This is a genomic window from Parabacteroides sp. AM58-2XD (assembly GCF_003463685.1).
Classification (GTDB): Bacteria; Bacteroidota; Bacteroidia; order Bacteroidales; family Tannerellaceae; genus Parabacteroides; species Parabacteroides segnis.
This window is the reverse complement of sequence record NZ_QSDP01000014.1, coordinates 56,476-73,467: the sequence shown is the minus strand read 5'-3', so window position 1 is coordinate 73,467 and position 16,992 is coordinate 56,476. Positions and strand designations below refer to the sequence as shown.

Annotated in this window: 13 protein-coding genes and 3 pseudogenes; 10 read left to right on the top strand and 6 right to left on the bottom strand. The window is 41.7% G+C overall.

All coding sequences use genetic code 11. From position 1 onward, the window contains the following. Nucleotides 1-173: 173 nt before the first annotated feature. From DXA15_RS05420 to DXA15_RS05405, 4 genes and pseudogenes are all read left to right on the top strand, one after another. Nucleotides 174-623 (top strand): helix-turn-helix domain-containing protein, encoded by a 450-nt coding sequence (locus DXA15_RS05420; protein ID WP_007656833.1) that lies wholly within the window; start codon nucleotides 174-176, stop codon nucleotides 621-623. Between the two features lie 63 nt (nucleotides 624-686). Next, nucleotides 687-1,468: pseudogene (locus tag DXA15_RS05415) on the top strand (dihydroorotate dehydrogenase electron transfer subunit). Continuing rightward, nucleotides 1,456-2,367: a dihydroorotate dehydrogenase gene (locus DXA15_RS05410; protein WP_128133366.1), complete on the top strand. Its 912-nt coding sequence runs from the start codon at nucleotides 1,456-1,458 to the stop codon at nucleotides 2,365-2,367. Before DXA15_RS05415 ends, DXA15_RS05410 begins: the two are co-directional and overlap by 13 nt. 430 nt (nucleotides 2,368-2,797) lie before the next feature. Further along, entirely contained in the window at nucleotides 2,798-4,954 is a 2,157-nt protein-coding gene (locus DXA15_RS05405) for an alpha-galactosidase (protein ID WP_128133365.1), read from the top strand. Between the two features lie 83 nt (nucleotides 4,955-5,037). Here the strand turns inward: DXA15_RS05405 and DXA15_RS05400 are convergent, their stop codons facing one another. After that, nucleotides 5,038-6,219 carry an MFS transporter gene (locus tag DXA15_RS05400; protein ID WP_010803088.1) on the bottom strand — a complete coding sequence of 394 codons (1,182 nt, stop codon included), beginning with the start codon at nucleotides 6,217-6,219 and terminating at the stop codon, nucleotides 5,038-5,040. A 137-nt stretch (nucleotides 6,220-6,356) separates the two neighbouring features. On the opposite strand from DXA15_RS05400, the gene DXA15_RS05395 reads away from it, so the two are divergent. Continuing rightward, nucleotides 6,357-7,061, top strand: coding sequence for an MgtC/SapB family protein (locus DXA15_RS05395; protein WP_007656826.1), 705 nt, complete (start codon nucleotides 6,357-6,359; stop codon nucleotides 7,059-7,061). A 4-nt stretch (nucleotides 7,062-7,065) separates the two neighbouring features. On the opposite strand, the pseudogene DXA15_RS05390 reads toward DXA15_RS05395, so the two are convergent. The 3 genes and pseudogenes from DXA15_RS05390 to serB all read right to left on the bottom strand — a co-directional run bounded on the left by DXA15_RS05390 (nucleotide 7,066) and on the right by serB (nucleotide 9,099). Then, a pseudogene (locus tag DXA15_RS05390) lies at nucleotides 7,066-7,538 on the bottom strand (C-GCAxxG-C-C family protein). A gap of 16 nt (nucleotides 7,539-7,554) precedes the next feature. Continuing rightward, nucleotides 7,555-7,857: a Dabb family protein gene (locus DXA15_RS05385; protein ID WP_007656822.1), complete on the bottom strand. Its 303-nt coding sequence runs from the start codon at nucleotides 7,855-7,857 to the stop codon at nucleotides 7,555-7,557. Nucleotides 7,858-7,872: 15 nt separating this feature from the next. Continuing rightward, a complete protein-coding gene (gene serB / locus DXA15_RS05380; RefSeq protein ID WP_044246285.1) occupies nucleotides 7,873-9,099 on the bottom strand; it encodes a phosphoserine phosphatase SerB in 1,227 nt (408 codons plus the stop codon). Between the two features lie 155 nt (nucleotides 9,100-9,254). Here serB and DXA15_RS05375 point away from each other — a divergent pair, with 155 nt between their 5' ends. Then, nucleotides 9,255-9,779 carry a hypothetical protein gene (locus tag DXA15_RS05375; RefSeq protein ID WP_128133364.1) on the top strand — a complete coding sequence of 175 codons (525 nt, stop codon included), beginning with the start codon at nucleotides 9,255-9,257 and terminating at the stop codon, nucleotides 9,777-9,779. A gap of 417 nt (nucleotides 9,780-10,196) precedes the next feature. After that, nucleotides 10,197-10,697 carry a thioredoxin-like domain-containing protein gene (locus DXA15_RS05370; protein WP_007656814.1) on the top strand — a complete coding sequence of 167 codons (501 nt, stop codon included), beginning with the start codon at nucleotides 10,197-10,199 and terminating at the stop codon, nucleotides 10,695-10,697. A gap of 61 nt (nucleotides 10,698-10,758) precedes the next feature. Here the strand turns inward: DXA15_RS05370 and DXA15_RS05365 are convergent, their stop codons facing one another. After that, nucleotides 10,759-12,057: a 6-bladed beta-propeller gene (locus tag DXA15_RS05365; protein WP_128133363.1), complete on the bottom strand. Its 1,299-nt coding sequence runs from the start codon at nucleotides 12,055-12,057 to the stop codon at nucleotides 10,759-10,761. A gap of 190 nt (nucleotides 12,058-12,247) precedes the next feature. Here DXA15_RS05365 and DXA15_RS05360 point away from each other — a divergent pair, with 190 nt between their 5' ends. Continuing rightward, complete coding sequence (locus DXA15_RS05360; protein WP_128133362.1) at nucleotides 12,248-14,551, top strand: family 20 glycosylhydrolase; 2,304 nt, start codon at nucleotides 12,248-12,250, stop codon at nucleotides 14,549-14,551. Between the two features lie 86 nt (nucleotides 14,552-14,637). Here the strand turns inward: DXA15_RS05360 and DXA15_RS05355 are convergent. Further along, nucleotides 14,638-16,010: pseudogene (locus DXA15_RS05355) on the bottom strand (aminopeptidase P family protein). 196 nt (nucleotides 16,011-16,206) lie between these two features. Between DXA15_RS05355 and DXA15_RS05350 the strand changes: the two are divergent. Together DXA15_RS05350 and DXA15_RS05345 are read left to right on the top strand one after the other, a co-directional pair. Then, entirely contained in the window at nucleotides 16,207-16,551 is a 345-nt protein-coding gene (locus tag DXA15_RS05350) for a hypothetical protein (RefSeq protein ID WP_007656807.1), read from the top strand. A 14-nt stretch (nucleotides 16,552-16,565) separates the two neighbouring features. After that, a complete protein-coding gene (locus DXA15_RS05345) occupies nucleotides 16,566-16,988 on the top strand; it encodes an anti-sigma regulatory factor (protein ID WP_007656804.1) in 423 nt (140 codons plus the stop codon). Nucleotides 16,989-16,992: the final 4 nt, after the last annotated feature.

Sequence of the window (16,992 nt, the reverse complement as noted above, 5' to 3'; positions counted from 1 at the left end):
TATGCGCCACATTATTATACTACACGTTACAAATGTATCTGTATATGATTATAAAAATAAATTGCACAATTGGAAATAATGATTTATATTTGTATCAGTATATAATTCTATACTATATTCATGTAAACAGACAGATTGGCAGTGATTTTTGGTAAATAAATCGTATTTTGGTAATGAAAGAACGTATTTTAGCAGTAATGGAACACGAAGGATTGACTCCTTCTAAATTTGCCGAAGCAATCGGTATCCAACGTTCGGCTATGTCGCATATTATATCCGGCAGAAATAATCCGAGCCTGGATGTACTAATTAAAATATTGGAACGGTTTACATACGTAGACTCCGATTGGCTTTTATTTGGTAAAGGCACTATGATGCGTGAACATGTGTTAACTGAGCCCAATTTGTTTACAAATACGACGATAATTCCGTCCAACGTACAAGATTCTCCCGAATATCGCAAGGAAATTAGGGTTGAAACACCTGTAAACACTACTAAACAGCCTGTTATTGAACAGATTGTATGTCAGGATAAGCCATCCAGAAATGTGAGCAAAATAATGATATTCTATTCAGATAATACGTTTGAGACTTTTACCCCCGAAAAAAACAAGAAAGACTAACCCAACATTGCTATATACATCTTATTCATGTATCTTTGTATAGAAATTGAGTAATCATATTATATGAAGAAGTACATGTTAGATATGAAGGTAACTGAAAACAACCGCCTTCATAAAAATTATTGCCTGCTAAAGTTAACCTGCGACGACACTTTGCCGGAAATGCTTCCCGGCCAGTTCGTTCAGGTGCTCGTGGATAACTCTCCTACAACATTTCTTCGCCGGCCTATTTCAATCAACTTTGTAGATAAAACAACCAACGAATTGTGGTTGCTTATCCAATTAGTTGGAGATGGAACGCGTCGTATGGCAGAATACCGCCCCGGAGATATTGTAAATATCATGTTGCCATTGGGTAACAGCTTTACAATTCCTGCCAGTGAAGATAAAAATCAGAAATTACTGCTTATTGGCGGTGGTGTCGGTACTGCTCCGATGCTATGCCTGGGATCAGCTTTGAAGAACGCCGGTTTTGAACCGGTATTTCTGTTGGGAGCCCGTTCAAAGGATGATGTGTTGCAGTTGGATGAGTTTGCGAAGATAGGAACTGTTCACATAACTACCGAAGACGGCACTTTGGGTGAAAAAGGTTATGTAACAAATCATTCCGTATTGAAAAATGTTCATTTTGACCGGATTTATACATGTGGACCGAAACCGATGATGGTAGCTGTTGCCAAATATGCCGCCGCCGAATCGATCACATGCGAAGTCTCACTGGAAAATACAATGGCTTGTGGTATAGGTGCTTGCCTATGCTGTGTGGAGAATACCCAAGAAGGTCATGTATGTGTTTGTACTGAGGTCCCGTATTTAATATAGAGAAATTGAGATGGCTGAATTAAATGTAAACATAGGAAATTTGCAGTTAAAAAACCCGGTAATGACTGCTTCGGGTACATTTGGATACGGAGTCGAATATTCCGACTTTATGGATATTTCAAGACTGGGTGGTATTTTTGTAAAAGGAACAACCATCCAACCACGTGAAGGAAATCTGTATCCCCGCATGGCGGAAACTCCTTCTGGAATGTTAAATGCGGTAGGCCTGCAAAATAAAGGAGCACAATATTTCGTCGATCATATCTATCCTGCTATTAAGGATATTAATACACATATGATCGTAAATGTGAGCGGTTCGTCGGTGGAAACATACGTGGAATGTGCAGAAAAAATAGCTGAACTGGATAAAATTCCGGCTATCGAACTTAACATTTCCTGCCCGAATGTGAAGCAAGGTGGTATGGCTTTCGGGGTTACAACCTGTGGTGCTGCCGAGGTTGTGAAAGCTGTCCGCAAGGTTTATCCCAAGACCCTTATTGTAAAACTTTCTCCTAATGTGACCGACATTACCGAGATTGCAAAAGCAGTCGAAGCCGAAGGTGCCGACTCTGTTTCACTTATCAATACCATGCTTGGCATGGCCATTGACGCAGAGAAACGTAAACCTATATTATCTACAATAACCGGTGGCCTTTCCGGTCCTTGTGTAAAGCCGGTTGCCCTGCGTATGGTATGGCAAACTTACAAGGCAGTTAAGATTCCTATCATCGGTTTGGGAGGTATTTCCAACTGGAAAGATGCCGTCGAGTTTATGCTGGCCGGAGCTACTGCCATACAGATTGGAACCTATAATTTTATAGATCCGACTGTTTCTGTAAAAGTGATTGATGGCATGAATGAATACCTGGACAGACATGGATTCAAATCCGCCAAAGAACTTATAGGGGCTTTGGATGTATAAAACTATTGATTAAATAGAAAGATATCCTTGTTTTATTTGACAAAAAAAGGGACTTATTATTTATCCAATCCGGGTGTTACCGACAGATACACCCGGGTGTAACCATAGTCGACATCCGGGTCTCAAAGTACCTGACACCCGGGTGTCAATTTGTTTTAATACCTACCTTTGTCAAAAAAGACAATAGGTTTCATGAAAAATACAAGTATCATCGGATAACTGACTACACTAATGATTCCACTGGTTATATCCTGAAAAGCATGACAGTTGTATGATAGTATAATGATAGTTTTATGATAGTTGAAGGATGTTTTCTTGCTGTGTAAACCTTTAGTAAACAGTAAGATGTAGGAAAAGTATGATAGTATGATAGTTGTTTTCAATTTTCAAGTAGAGTAAATACGTATTGTAAACCAAGTAAAATAATGAAATGAAAAACAAATTATTTCTTTTAATCTGCCTGATTGTTATATCTATATCGTTGAGAGCCAACGATAAAACAGTTATTCCTATTACAACGGACAATATCAGTCTGATTTATAAAGTAGGTAATAACGGGCGTTTGTACCAATCATATGTAGGGCAAAAGCTCCGTTTTAATAGTGATATCGACCAGTTGCCTATGCTTGGCGAGGCTTATATCACACATGGTATGGAAGATTATTTCGAACCGGCTATCCGGATATTGCACAATGACGGCAATCCTTCCCTGTTGCTGAAGTATGTATCTTACAAAACCAGCGATTTGCAACCGGGTGTTACGGAAACCGTTATTAAACTGAAAGACGACGTTTATCCCGTAACGGTTGATCTTCATTTTATTGCTTATGCCAAAGAAAATATAATCAAAACGTATACCGAGATATCTCATCAGGAGAAGAAGCCGGTTATGCTTTATAATTATGCATCTTCGCTGCTTCATCTGAACGGTGGTAAATATTTTCTGACAGAATTTGCCGGAGACTGGGCACATGAAGTCAACATGACGGAACAACAGCTTTCATTTGGTAAAAAAGTATTGGATACTAAGTTGGGAAGCCGTGCCAATATGTTCAATTCGCCTTTCTTTTTACTGGCACTGAATGAGGAATCAAAGGAAAATGAAGGGGAAGTCCTTTTCGGAACCATTGGTTGGACGGGGAATTTCCGTTTTACTTTTGAGGTGGATAATTTGAATAATTTGCGTATCCTTTCCGGTATAAACAACTATGCTTCAGAATATTCATTGAAGCCGCAGGATATATTCCGGACTCCTGAGTTTATCTTTACTTTCAGTGCGGAAGGGAAAGGAAAAGCAAGCCGCGACTTCCATAAATGGGCCCGTAAATATCAGGTAAAAGACGGCGATAAACCGCGTATGACTTTGCTGAATAACTGGGAAGCTACTTATTTCGATTTTAATGAAGACAAGCTGGTCGATATTATGGACGAAGCCAAATCGCTGGGAGTTGATATGTTCCTGTTGGACGACGGATGGTTTGCCAATAAATATCCTCGTAGCAGTGACCGTCAGGGCTTGGGTGACTGGGATGAAACAGTGACGAAGTTGCCGAACGGTATCGGTAAACTGGTGAAAGAAGCAACCGGTAAAGGTATAAAATTCGGATTATGGATTGAGCCGGAGATGGTGAATCCAAAAAGCGAACTCTATGAAAAACATAAGGATTGGATAATCCATCTGCCGAACAGAGATGAATATTATTTCAGAAATCAAATGGTATTGGACCTTAGTAATCCGAAAGTTCAGGATTATGTATTTGGAATTGTAGACAATCTGATGACGAAATATCCGGGTATCGCTTATTTTAAATGGGATTGCAACAGTCCGATTACCAATATTTATTCTCCTTATCTGAAAGATCAGCAGTCTCATTTATATATTGAACATGTAAAAGGATTGTATAATGTTTTGGAACGTGTAAAAGCCAAATATCCGAACCTGCCGATGATGCTTTGCTCCGGTGGTGGCGGACGTTCTGATTATGAAGCGTTGAAATACTTCACTGAGTTCTGGCCGAGCGATAATACGGATCCGATAGAACGTATCTTCATCCAGTGGGGGTATTCTCATTTCTTCCCTTCCAAAACAATGGCTGCCCATGTGACAAGCTGGAATAAGAATGCCAGCGTGAAATTCCGTACGGATGTTGCGATGATGGGTAAATTGGGTTTTGATATCCGTATTCATGATATGACTCCGGCAGAACAGGAATATTGCAAAGGGGCGGTGAAGAATTTCAATCGTTTGGGTAACGCTATTCTGGATGGTGACCTGTATCGTCTGGTATCTCCTTACGAAGGAAATCATTCTGCTGTGATGTATGTGAATGAAGCGACGGATAAGGCTGTTCTTTTTGCTTTCGATATCCATCCCCGATATGCAGAGACGTTGCAACCTGTACGTTTGCAGGGATTGTCTCCGGAAGCTCAGTATGAGATAAAAGAGATCAATTTGCTCCCGGATACCAAATCTATATTAAAATGTAACGGAAAGACATATTCCGGTGAATATCTGATGAAAGTCGGTATTCCGGTATTTTCCGGTAGACAATTGGCTAGCCGGGTGATTGAAATATCGAAAAAATAAAAGGATATATCCATAATAGAAAACGGAGAGGCTTGATAAATAAGTCTCTCCGTTTTTTTCTACGGATATGGATAAGCGTATTTTTATATCTTCTTTGCGGATAATAAAGTAACCAATAGAGAAGCACAGCAAAGAAATACTCCTACACCGGCAGTCCCGGCCCATCCAAACAGCTGCCAGGCCGTTCCGGAAAGAAAAGTTCCCAACGAACCTCCGACAAAATAGGTTGTCATAAATATAGTATTAACCCGGTTGGAGGCAGCCGGGCATAATTCGAAAATGCTTGATTGGTTACTTAACTGGATGCATTGCATGCCAATATCTATAATAATTATGCCGGCTATGATAGAGGTATAAAAGTTTCCTCCGAAATAAAGTAATAACCAGGCTAGCAGTATCAAACCGCATCCCCAGAAATTAAAAGCTCTGACTCCCACTTTCCTGACATATTTTCCAACCAACGAGGCCGACATGGCCCCGGCTACGCCGCAAAGTCCCAACATACCAACCACATCGCTGTTTGCAAAGAAAGGTGCTTGTCCCATTTTGAATGCCAGACACGACCACATAGCCAGAAAAGAACCGAAAGCCAATCCTGACCGGACAGCATAAATCCGTAAAGCCGGATAATCCTTTACTAAGGATAGAAGAGATTTCATGAGGTCGGCGTATTTTCCTTTAAAAGTAGGGCGTATATCCGGCAAAACGGTAACTACTACGATGCTGCACACAACCATCAGTACGGCAGCAATATAATACATTTCACGCCAGCCGAACAATTCTCCGACCACTCCGCTAATGACCCGTGAAACCAATATTCCGGATAATAATCCTGAAACGACCAGCCCTACGTTACGTCCTTTGTTTTCCGGTTTTGAATAAATGGCGGCGATGGGTATGAATATTTGTGGTATTACCGAACAAATGCCTGTAAATAATGAAGCAGTCAGGATTATATGAATGTTGGGCGCTGTGGCGATGCATAAAAGTGAAAGTACCAAAAGAGCAAAATTGGTGACGATTATCTTTTTACGTTTATACATATCTGCCAGTGGCACAACGAATAACAATCCTAAAGCATAACCAATCTGTGTAACCATAGCAATCAGATTGGTCGTAAATTCAGATACGTCGAGATCATGCCGTATCATATTTAAAAGAGGCTGGTTATAATATAGATTGGCGACCGAAATACCGGCAACAATGGATAATGTCCAGAGGATCAAAGGTGGAAGTCCACCGTTTTCTTTCAATGTTTGTTTCATAAGCTGTCTTTTAAGCCGGCAAATTTACCCTAAATAATTGAAAACATAAAGCCTTTTTTTAAAGGGATACAGCTTGTGAAGTATATAGGGATATTCAAATAAATAGTTATATTTGCCAATAAATAAAGAAGAAAAATATGATTGACCAAATTAATGATATATTACAGAACACAACTATAACTCCGACTACTGCGGCTGTGAAATTATTAGTCAGTTTCTTTTTAGGTGCGATTATTGGTGTGGAGCGCCAGTTTCGCCGCCGGGAAGCCGGAATGCGAACCTTTACATTGATCTGTATGGGGTCGGCAGCAGCCATGCTGATATCTATCTGGATACCGCAATGTTATCCTAACTTCCTGAATGGTGATCCCGGACGTATTGCTGCCCAGGTACTTACTGGTATCGGTTTTTTGGGTGCCGGGGCTATTATGCAAAGCCATGGGAGTATTCATGGGTTGACAACAGCGGCTTGTATCTGGGTTGTTGCCGTGATCGGTCTGGCCGTGGGAGCGGGGATGTATGTTCCGGCATTGATTGGGACAGGCCTTACATTAGTTATATTGGTTAGCCTTGAAAGACTTGAAAAAAGGATGTTCCTGAATGGGGTAAATAAGATCCTGACGATTATTTGTACGACCGCAACTCCTGATTTGAAAGCTGTCCGCAAAATTCTTGAATCAAAGAACATTTATATTGTAAGTGTTTCCTTTGAATCTATTTATGAACAGAACAAGTCTATCATAACCTATAAAGTGAATGTGAAAGCCCAGTCGTCTTATATGAATTTATTCAGTGAGATCAGGACATTGGGATATGTTTCTCAAATAAGATTGATGGCCTGAGCCATCAATCCAATTCGTTTTTCAGCATTCGTCCTGCTATACGGGCTGCATCTTCCACATATTTACTACAAGGACGTTTTGCATAATATTCAGCCGTTCTTGCAGAAGGTTCCGGAGCAGTCTGGCTGGCTTCTGCGGCAGGCAAAAGGCTGCGGCAAATGATCGTACCATGCTTTTCCTTGAACAGGTCGGACATCTTTTGAACCATTGCATAGTTCTTTGCCCGGCTTCCTGATCCTGTTGGTCCAATACCGGATATTTGAATCCAGCCAGCATAGCCATGGCACTGACCGTTCCGCATACCTCTCGCATCCGGCCAACGCCACCGCCAAAAGATACGGACATCTTCTTTGCCATATCCAGGTTCAGTTCAAAAACATCCGAATAAGCCAGGAATACCGACTGCGCACAGTTGTATCCCGACTCAAAATTTTGAACGGCAATTTTTACACGTTCTTCAATATCAAACTCCTTCATAAAAGAGAAGTGTTATTTAGAATTCATAATCAACACACGCTCTGTCGGCTTTTACCGGGCCGATAATCCCTTTTGAAACAGCTACGTGTTCAGGGTGGTTGGCATATGTCTTTACATCTTCGAGCGAATCGAGTTCTGTAGTCAGGATAACATCCCAGGTTTCTTCGGGGTTAATATTGAAATCGACACGGATCAAACGTAAAACATCGATCTTGTCGATCAACGCTTCCAGACCTGTTTTGATTTCCTGCATTTTTGCCAGTTTATCGGCAGGAGTTGCAAACTCCGTCAGCTTAAACATTACAATGTGTCTTACCATAAACGCTTTAATTAATTACATTTGTTCGTCCAAATAGGAATCTTTGTATCCCAGGAAATATAAAATACCATCCAGACCGATCGTGGAGATGGACTGCTTGGCTGTTTCTTTTACTTTTGGTTTGGCATGGAAAGCGATACCTAACCCGGCAATGCTGATCATCGGCAGGTCGTTTGCCCCGTCACCAACAGCTACGGTCTGACGGATATCGACATTCTCAACCTGAGCGATCAGGCGGAGTAGTTCTGCTTTCCGCTTGCCATCTACGATATCTCCGACATAACGTCCTGTCAGCTTTCCGTCTTCAACTTCAAGCTCATTGGCATATACATAATCAATATTGTATTTCTGTTTCAAGTAGTTGCCGAAATAAGTGAATCCACCGGAGAGGATAGCGATCTTGAAACCTACCTTTTTAAGGATACGCATCAAACGGTCGACACCTTCCGTAATGGGCAAGTTTTCGGCAATCTCCTGCATAACAGAGACATCCAATCCTTTTAATAAGGCACAACGTTGGCGGAAACTTTCGCTGAAATCTATTTCTCCCCGCATAGCAGATTCGGTAATCGCTTTGACCTGATCGCCGACACCGGCACGAACAGCCAACTCATCGATTACTTCAGTCTCAATAAGAGTTGAGTCCATATCGAAACAGATAAGACGACGCATACGGCGATACATGCTGTCTTCCTGAAAAGAAATATCCATTACCTGTTCGGCCGAGAGCTTCATGAACTCTGCCTTCATCAACTCTTTGTCGCGAGGAGTTCCACGCACAGAGAATTCGACGCTGGCTTTGGGGGTACGGGCATCTTCATCCAAAGGAATACGGCCGGTCAGACGTTTGATGTCATCTATATTCATTCCCTGTTCGGCAACGACACGGGTTACGCCCGCTATCTGTCTGGCAGTTAACTTTCTTCCCAGAATAGTGATGATATAACGGTTCTTTCCCTGCATATCAACCCATTTCCTGTATTTTTGCTCCGTGATCGGATTAAAACGGATATTTACATCCAGTTCATAGCTTTTAAAAAGTAACTCTTTCAGGATATCTCCGGAATTGCCTTCGCAACTCTGGAAAAGAATTCCCAGTGATAAGTTGTCATGGATATCAGCCTGGCCGATATCGAGAATCACCGCATTATTCTTTGCCAGTATCTCTGTCAGGGCGGCAGTAACCCCCGGACGGTCGGCTCCGTTTATATTTATCAGTATAATTTCGTCTTTTTGTCCCATGTTTTTTGTTTTATAAGGCAAAGGTAAATAAGTTATATGCAAATAATGGCATTTAGATAAACAAAAATTCAAATGAAATTGTTATTTTTACAGAGACGTTATATTTAATTTAGAACCTGGCAACCTTAATAAGTCCTGACTGGCAGGCAAATGAGATGAAGATTCAGTTTGAAATTAAGGAAAAGCTGCCTGAGATTATTGCCGAAGTACGGCATTCAGACAAATGGCAAACAACAGTAGTGGAAAAAACGCATGGCCTGGAGAGGGTTACTATCAAAGACCCTAATTATGATTCAGAAGCTTGTATCGAGATCTGGGAACATGAGATTCACGTCCGTACGGCATGGTCAAATTACACCTACCGTGTTTTTAAACGGGGTGATTCTTGCTGGTGCGAGTATATCGGAGCCTACAGAGGACTGCTGGAGCAGACCTTACTCCCTACATTGACTCCTAAAATGAACATTCTTGATTCGGTAGTTATTGAAAGTTCGTTGACAGGTAATAAAAAAGAAACATTGCGAACCTACAGTTCGGAAAACCTCAAACTGAAGAACTTCCGTCGCGATAATTTCAAAGAAGAGTATAACAGAACATCATTACAGGACCATCCAACAATTGTTTATGATGAATATATCAAGGAAGGGATGCCGATGCCTTCGCCGTATGATGATAAGTAAAATAAAAAAGCCCGGTTTCAAGCCGGGTTTTTTATTTTCGGATTCTCTTTACCGGAAAGCAGTTGAATTAGGTTTAATTTGAAGAAAGGTGAAAGATTATTCGTATTTATCCCTGTTCCTAATCCTAAATTTATGTTATAAAGCAACCGTTTTAGTGGATTTTCATGCGATAAAACATATAAAAAATCTTGCTTTTTAGTCGATTTATGTTATATCGTTTGGAGGTAAAGGTATTTTGCGCTTATCTTTGCCAGCGTTAAGAACAAGAAAGTAGCTCCTTAGCGAAGGAAAAACGCTTGTTTACTTCCTGAAAATCAGGAGTCGGACATAAAGGATGGCAGACGAAAACCGCCCGCAGACCGGTAAGTAAGCTGTTGGAGAGTCTCGTCCGATTAAGTTTAACGTAAATAATAAATTATGAAGGTAAGAGCTTATGTTCTCATTGTAACGGTTGCGTTGGCAACAATGTCATCCGGTACAAAAGAAGCAAGACCTACCGTGGGTACTAATCCAGGTGATCTGGCTCCGAGAATAGAGTCTTTGGGAGGCGAAAGTGATTTCAGTTTCCAAAATCATTCCGGACGTTACACGTTGCTGAATTTCTGGGCAGCTTACGATGCTGAATCGCGGGTCCGTAACGTTCAATTATGGAATGAAGTAAACAAACTAAGTTCAGACAAAATTGCCATGTATTCTGTTTCTCTCGACGAGAAAGAATCAATCTTTACCGAGACGGTAAAGGCAGATAGGCTTAGCGGCACAAAGCAATTTCATGAAGGACTTGGAAAAAAGTCAGCGTTGTATGGAAAGTTTAACCTACAGAAAGGTTTGAAGAACTTCCTGATTGACGACAAAGGAGTTATTATTGCAGCAAATGTTACTCCGGATAAACTGACTGACATTTTGAATAGAATTTAATCAGTAGATTATTATTTTAAAAAAGAGTTGTTCCGCCCAACGAGGAACAGCTCTTTTTTTGTTATTTCAAGTGGGCTATCATAAAGATCGGGTTATCTTCATCATCCACTTTTCCGGATAAATCGAGTAATGCTTGGTCTACTTTATTACCAGCCGCCTGTTTTTCCTCTATGTACTCATGTAATTCGTATGGCCAGAAATAGGCAAACAATTGATTATCGTAAACTCCGAAACGAGGGAAGAATGTTTCTTTATGATGAATATCATCAATAAAACCTCGACCTTTTACTGCAACGGTTTCTCCTGTCCGTTTATCGTAATAAGCGATTTGTGGGTAAGCCTGATTTTCCATATCCCGGAGAACTGGACTGACAATATTCTCATTCCAGATAATGAATATATAATGATCTGTGTCATAAACAGCATCGATCCATTTTTTCCCTTCTGTCAGGCGGGTAAGTTCGCAATTATCGAGATAGCTTTTAAGAGCAGCTTTTCGGTCTACGCTATTTCTGGTTTTGTGGACAGACATCATCAACTCGTCGAAAAGTTCGTTTTGCCGCGTCAGTGAAATTTCATTCGGTATTTTATATTCTCCTAAATCAATGATCCATCGGGGAGACAGACCGTTTTCTTTTACCCTGTAAATGGTATCATTATAATAGTTGTAAAAAAGAACACTGTCCGAGTTGCAGGTGTAAGCTCGCTTAATACCTGAATAACTGACATTATTAAGTCTTATTTTAGGTATGGAAGAAGGGATGACACGTTCTGCATATATGATTTTGAAGTTATGATCTACAGTGTAGACTGTGTCCGGAAGATTGTATATTGAAAGAGAGTTTCCTGCTGGAGCCCAATCGTCGATCCATCCAATTCTTCCTAATTGTCCAGGTGCTTCAAATTCTGATTTTGTATTCGATAATAACTGTATTTCATTACCGGTAAATTTACCGTTTTCATCATACTCGATCAGTTTATGACCGTAAGAATAGAAATGGCCTTTTGTAAAAAGCGATCCCATATAGAGAGCGGGATCTTCTCCGGGACCTTGCCCGATACGACCTATGGTCCGGATGAACTTACCATTCAAATCAAAAACAGTGCGGCTACATATAATATACGGAGGAGAATAATTGAACCAACTTGTATTTCTAAGCAAACATTCTTTTCGGGTTTCAAGTGGGAGGTAAGTAATACTATCTACTAATTCCGATAAATTAACTTCGCGTATCTGATTAATAGCATCTCCCAAACGGATGATATTGTCGATTGTTTTCTCCTCTGCCGCGGTTTGTTTCGTTTCTCCGGAACAGGAAAATAAAATACCGGCTAACAGGATATAGGTTAATTTTTTCATGGCTTATCTATTATGGAGTGACTAATAACAAAGTATGAACAAAGATACAATATTCTACGAACGATTCGTAATGTTGGCGTTAAACTGTCTTAATAAAACAAGTCTGCATTCTCTTAAAAATGGACTGTAAACCGGATTTTTATTGTATTTTTGTTTTCTAATTTATTACCAAACAAATAAACACATTAAAATGTACAGACAGTTTATCGCAGCATGTTCCCTGACCGGAGCTTTAATGCTGAGTTCATGTTCACCCACGACCCCTGTGGCACATGATGTTTCTATTATTCCTATTCCCAAAGAGATTAAGAATGCCAATGGGCAGTTTACTTTGAAAGATGGCATGACAATTGGTGTAGCTGATAAGCAGTTATTGCCGGCTGCAAACTATCTTTCCGGCCTTTTATCCCGTTCAACCGGCTATATATATAATGTACGCGAGGGAGACGGTGATATATCTTTGGCTGTAAGTGATATTGCCGGTCAAAATGAAGGTGCCTATTCTTTGGACGTTACTTCCGCTAAAGTTCAGATCAAGGGAAATACCTACGGCGGTGTTATTTCCGGTATTGAATCTCTTCGCCAACTTTTGCCGGCAGAGATAGAGTCGCCGGCGGTGGTAAAGGATATTAATTGGAGTGTTCCGGCTGTTCAGATCACTGATGTACCCCGTTTCGGTTGGAGAGGGTTGATGCTGGATGTTTCCCGTCATTTCTCTACTAAAGAAGAAGTGAAGGAACTGTTGGATATGATGGCTCTTTACAAACTGAACAAATTCCACTGGCATCTGACCGACGACCAGGGATGGCGTATCGAAATAAAGAAATACCCGTTGCTGACAGAGAAAGGGGCTTGGCGTACCTTTAACAATCATGACCGGGAGTGTATGAGATTAGCAAAAGAGCAGGATAATCCCGATTATGAAATTCCGGCTGAAAAGTTACGTATCACTCAGGGCGACACTTTATACGGAGGTTTCTATACCCAGCAAGATATTAAAGAAATCGTTGAATATGCCGGTGTACGTGGTATTGATGTAGTTCCGGAAATAGACATGCCGGGACATATGCTGGCGGCGGTAAGTAATTATTCAGGTGTTTCTTGTTTTAATCAGACAGGGTGGGGAACGACTTTTTCTTCTCCGGTTTGTCCGGGTAAAGACTCGGCTCTTGAATTTTGTAAGAATGTTTATAGCGAAATCATTCCGCTTTTCCCTTATAAATATATCCATCTGGGAGCTGATGAAGTAGAAAAAACGAACTGGAAGAAATGTCCGGATTGCCAGAAACGGATGAAAGATAACGGGCTGAAGACAGAAGAAGAGTTACAGTCCTGGTTTGTTCATAACATGGAGAAGTTCTTTAACGATAACGGAAAAGAAATGATCGGCTGGGATGAAATCCTGGAAGGCGGCTTGTCTCCGACGGCAACAATCATGTGGTGGCGTACCTGGAGTCCGAACGCAGTTCCTGACGCAACGGCACAAGGCAACCATGCAATCATGACTCCGAATGCTAATTTCTATTTTGACTATCAGCAGGATAAAAATTCGTTGTCCGGTGTATATAATTACAATCCGATGCTTGAGTCGTTGAATGATGCACAGAAAGCATTGATTTTGGGTATGCAGGCAAATCTCTGGTGCGAATATATCCCATCCCGCGAACGGATACAATATATGATTATGCCCCGTATGATGGCATTGGCTGAACTGGCCTGGAGCGATCCTTCCGTAAAAAGTTGGGATGGATTTAAAGAAAGACTGGTTAAGCAATTCCCACGCTTGAATATCATGAACGTAAATTACCGTATGCCGGATTTGGAAGGATTCAATAACACAAATGCATTTATCGGTGAAGGTACAGTGGCAATTACTTGTCTTGATCCGAGTGTTGAAATCCATTATACAACGGATGGCAGTATCCCGACTTTGGAATCGCCTCAGTATAACGGTCCGATCAAGGTAACGGAAACGACAGACTTCACTTTCCGCTCTTTCCGTCCGAACGGTAAGAAAGGTGATATCGTGAAGACGCGTTACGTTAAGAGCGAATATGCTCCGGCTGCGGATGCTACACCTTCCAAGAAAGGTTTGCAGGCTGTATGGCATGAGTTTAAAGGTAACAAATGTGCCGATATTGATAATGCTCCGGTAAACGGTACGTATGAAATATCTGAAGTGACTATCCCGAAAGAAGTGAAAGGTAATATCGGTTTGGTCGTTACAGGATATTTCAATGCTCCGGAAGATGGTATTTATACTTTCAATCTGTTGTCTGACGATGGCAGTACATTAAAGATTGGCGGAGAATTGGTTGTTGACAATGACGGTCCTCATTCACCCCGTGAAGTAACCGGACAGAAAGCATTGGCAAAGGGACTTCATCCGATTGAAGTTAAGTATTTCGACCATAATGGCGGTATGCTTCAGCTAAAGGTTTTGACAGCCGACGGCAAAGAACTGCCGGTTAATGCAGATATGTTTGCTTATTGATCAGGTAACGACTAGAAATATAAACGCCCCGTAAAGATTAGAGATGCTTTACGGGGCGTTTTGTTTTATATTCAACTATTTCTTATTTACCGCAGTGCTTCCACTTCTTCCGTGTGCAAAGGATCTTCTTTCCTAACAGACGGGCACCGTCTTCTGTAATCAGATAATCTTCTTCGTTGCGGATGCCGCTGAAGTCTTTGTAAGTTACCAGCTTTTCATAATTGATAAATTCGGTAAACTTATTCTGGCTTCTCCAAAGATCCATCAATTCAGGGATAAAGTAGACACCCGGTTCGATAGTAAGAACGAATCCCGGTTCCAGTTTACGTCCCAGGCGGAGAGACTTACGGCCGAACTCTGTGCTCTTCGGTTGTCCGTCGTATCCTACATATACTTCACCCAGGTTTTCCATATCATGTACATCCAATCCCATCATGTGTCCCAGGCCACAAGGCATGAACATTGCATGAGCTCCGGCCTTTACAGCTTCCATCGGATCGCCTTTGACAAAACCAAGATCCTTCAAACCTTCCATAATGACTTTGCAGGATAGTTCGTACACATCGACGAAAGGAATACCCGGACGCAACGCTGCAACAGCCGCTTCGTGAGCCGCTACCTGAATATCATAAATATCTTTCTGACGAGTCGTGAATTTGGAATCAGCCGGAATGGTAGAAGACATATCACCCGCATAACCCATTTCCGTTTCCGCACCGGCATCGAGCAGCAGCATATCGCCACTCTTAATCATATTGCTATGGTCATGGTTATGCAGCGTCTGCCCGTTGATCGTTGCGATAATGGGGAAGGAGAGTTGATAGTCATTCGCATAAGCCACTTCAGCCACGGCAGCAGCCACTTCGCTCTCACGGATTCCCGGACGGACGGTGCGCATGGCAGTCAGATGCATGTCGGCAGTAACCACACAAGCCTTTTCGATTTCGACAATCTCTTCCGCAGTCTTATAATTACGCTGATTTACCACACCGAAGATGAAAGGCACCGAAGGTTGTTCCGTTCCCGGCACGATATCCAGCCATTGAAACAGTTTGATCTGATGTTCCGCACGGTAAGTCGGCAGGTAATGGATACGCTGGCTTTTCTGTTGTGCTGCTTTCAGATATGATTCAATTTCTTTGAAAGGGCGAACTTCGGTGATACCGGCTGCTTCGCTCTTCTCCTTCAGAGTCGGCTGAGTTCCCATCCATACGATTGCATCGATCGTCAGTTCGTCACCGAAAATGATTTCTTTATCATTGTCAATATCAATAATGGCGGAGAGACCGGCATAAGGAAGCCCGAAGAAATACAGGAACGTGGAATCCTGGCGGAAGTGATAGGTGTTGTCTGCATAATTCATTCCCGACTCATCGTTTCCGAGGAAAAGCAACAGGCCTGAACCTATTGTCTGTTTTAGTTTGGCCCGGCGGCCCATATAGGTTTCTTTACTAAACATAAGAATAGAATTTTATTTATTGCTACCAAAGATAATGCAAGCCGAGAACAGAATAAAATGAACGAGTTCATTTTTTATGTCGAGGCGCAGCTTATCTTCGTTTTGGAACAAAGATAGTAATTAATATAGACTAACAGACATCTATTAAAAAATATTTCTTACATTGGCATCACGAAATTAAACCTTGCATGCGATTATGAAGATTCAGCAAATACAAGAACTTACCGATGCGACCGTGGCGTGTGGAAACGATAAGCTGGGCCATGAAGTACAATGTGCTTTTGCCAGCGACCTGATGAGCGACGTTCTGACATTGTGCTGTGATGAAATGATTCTCATTACCGGACTTTGCAATCTGCAAACGATCCGTACAGCTGAAATGGCCGATGTCGATTGTATCCTTTTCGTCCGTGGCAAGAAAGCTACGCCGGAGATGTTGCAACTTGCGTCCGAGAACAATATGATCTTGCTTGAAACCTGTCATTCCATGTATCATGTGGCTGGCGAGTTGTATTGCAGCGGTCTTGTGCCGGTCTATTAAAGAAAGGAGAGGATATGCAGCTAACGTTTGAATTGGAAGGAGGAAACTTCTCGAAGGCCGGATATGCTTCCAGCCAGATAAAGAAGATACTGAAACAGTTATCGATCGATTCCCGTGTCATCAAGAGAGTGGTCGTGGCGCTCTATGAAGCGGAAGTGAACGTTGTTGCCCATGCCTGGCGCGGGAAAGTGGCGGCAGAACTGGATGCGGATAAGATTACGCTGACATTGAAAGATGAAGGTCCCGGTATTCCGGATATTCCGCAAGCCATGCAGGAAGGCTTTTCCACGGCTTCGCCGGCTGTGCGTGAAATGGGGTTTGGGGCAGGAATGGGATTGCCCAATATGAAAAAGAATGTAGACGAATTAACTATAGAGAGCGAGGTAGGCGTAGGAACAATCGTACGCATGGTTACCTGGTTCAGAAAGAAGGAGTAGAAGA

Coding starts and splice junctions, on each gene's coding strand:
- DXA15_RS05420 (WP_007656833.1), top strand. CDS start 174: ATGAAAGAACGTATTTTAGCAGTAATGGAACACGAAGGATTGACTCCT.
- DXA15_RS05410 (WP_128133366.1), top strand. CDS start 1,456: ATGGCTGAATTAAATGTAAACATAGGAAATTTGCAGTTAAAAAACCCG.
- DXA15_RS05405 (WP_128133365.1), top strand. CDS start 2,798: ATGAAAAACAAATTATTTCTTTTAATCTGCCTGATTGTTATATCTATA.
- DXA15_RS05400 (WP_010803088.1), bottom strand. CDS start 6,219: ATGAAACAAACATTGAAAGAAAACGGTGGACTTCCACCTTTGATCCTC.
- DXA15_RS05395 (WP_007656826.1), top strand. CDS start 6,357: ATGATTGACCAAATTAATGATATATTACAGAACACAACTATAACTCCG.
- DXA15_RS05385 (WP_007656822.1), bottom strand. CDS start 7,857: ATGGTAAGACACATTGTAATGTTTAAGCTGACGGAGTTTGCAACTCCT.
- serB (WP_044246285.1), bottom strand. CDS start 9,099: ATGGGACAAAAAGACGAAATTATACTGATAAATATAAACGGAGCCGAC.
- DXA15_RS05375 (WP_128133364.1), top strand. CDS start 9,255: ATGAAGATTCAGTTTGAAATTAAGGAAAAGCTGCCTGAGATTATTGCC.
- DXA15_RS05370 (WP_007656814.1), top strand. CDS start 10,197: ATGAAGGTAAGAGCTTATGTTCTCATTGTAACGGTTGCGTTGGCAACA.
- DXA15_RS05365 (WP_128133363.1), bottom strand. CDS start 12,057: ATGAAAAAATTAACCTATATCCTGTTAGCCGGTATTTTATTTTCCTGT.
- DXA15_RS05360 (WP_128133362.1), top strand. CDS start 12,248: ATGTACAGACAGTTTATCGCAGCATGTTCCCTGACCGGAGCTTTAATG.
- DXA15_RS05350 (WP_007656807.1), top strand. CDS start 16,207: ATGAAGATTCAGCAAATACAAGAACTTACCGATGCGACCGTGGCGTGT.
- DXA15_RS05345 (WP_007656804.1), top strand. CDS start 16,566: ATGCAGCTAACGTTTGAATTGGAAGGAGGAAACTTCTCGAAGGCCGGA.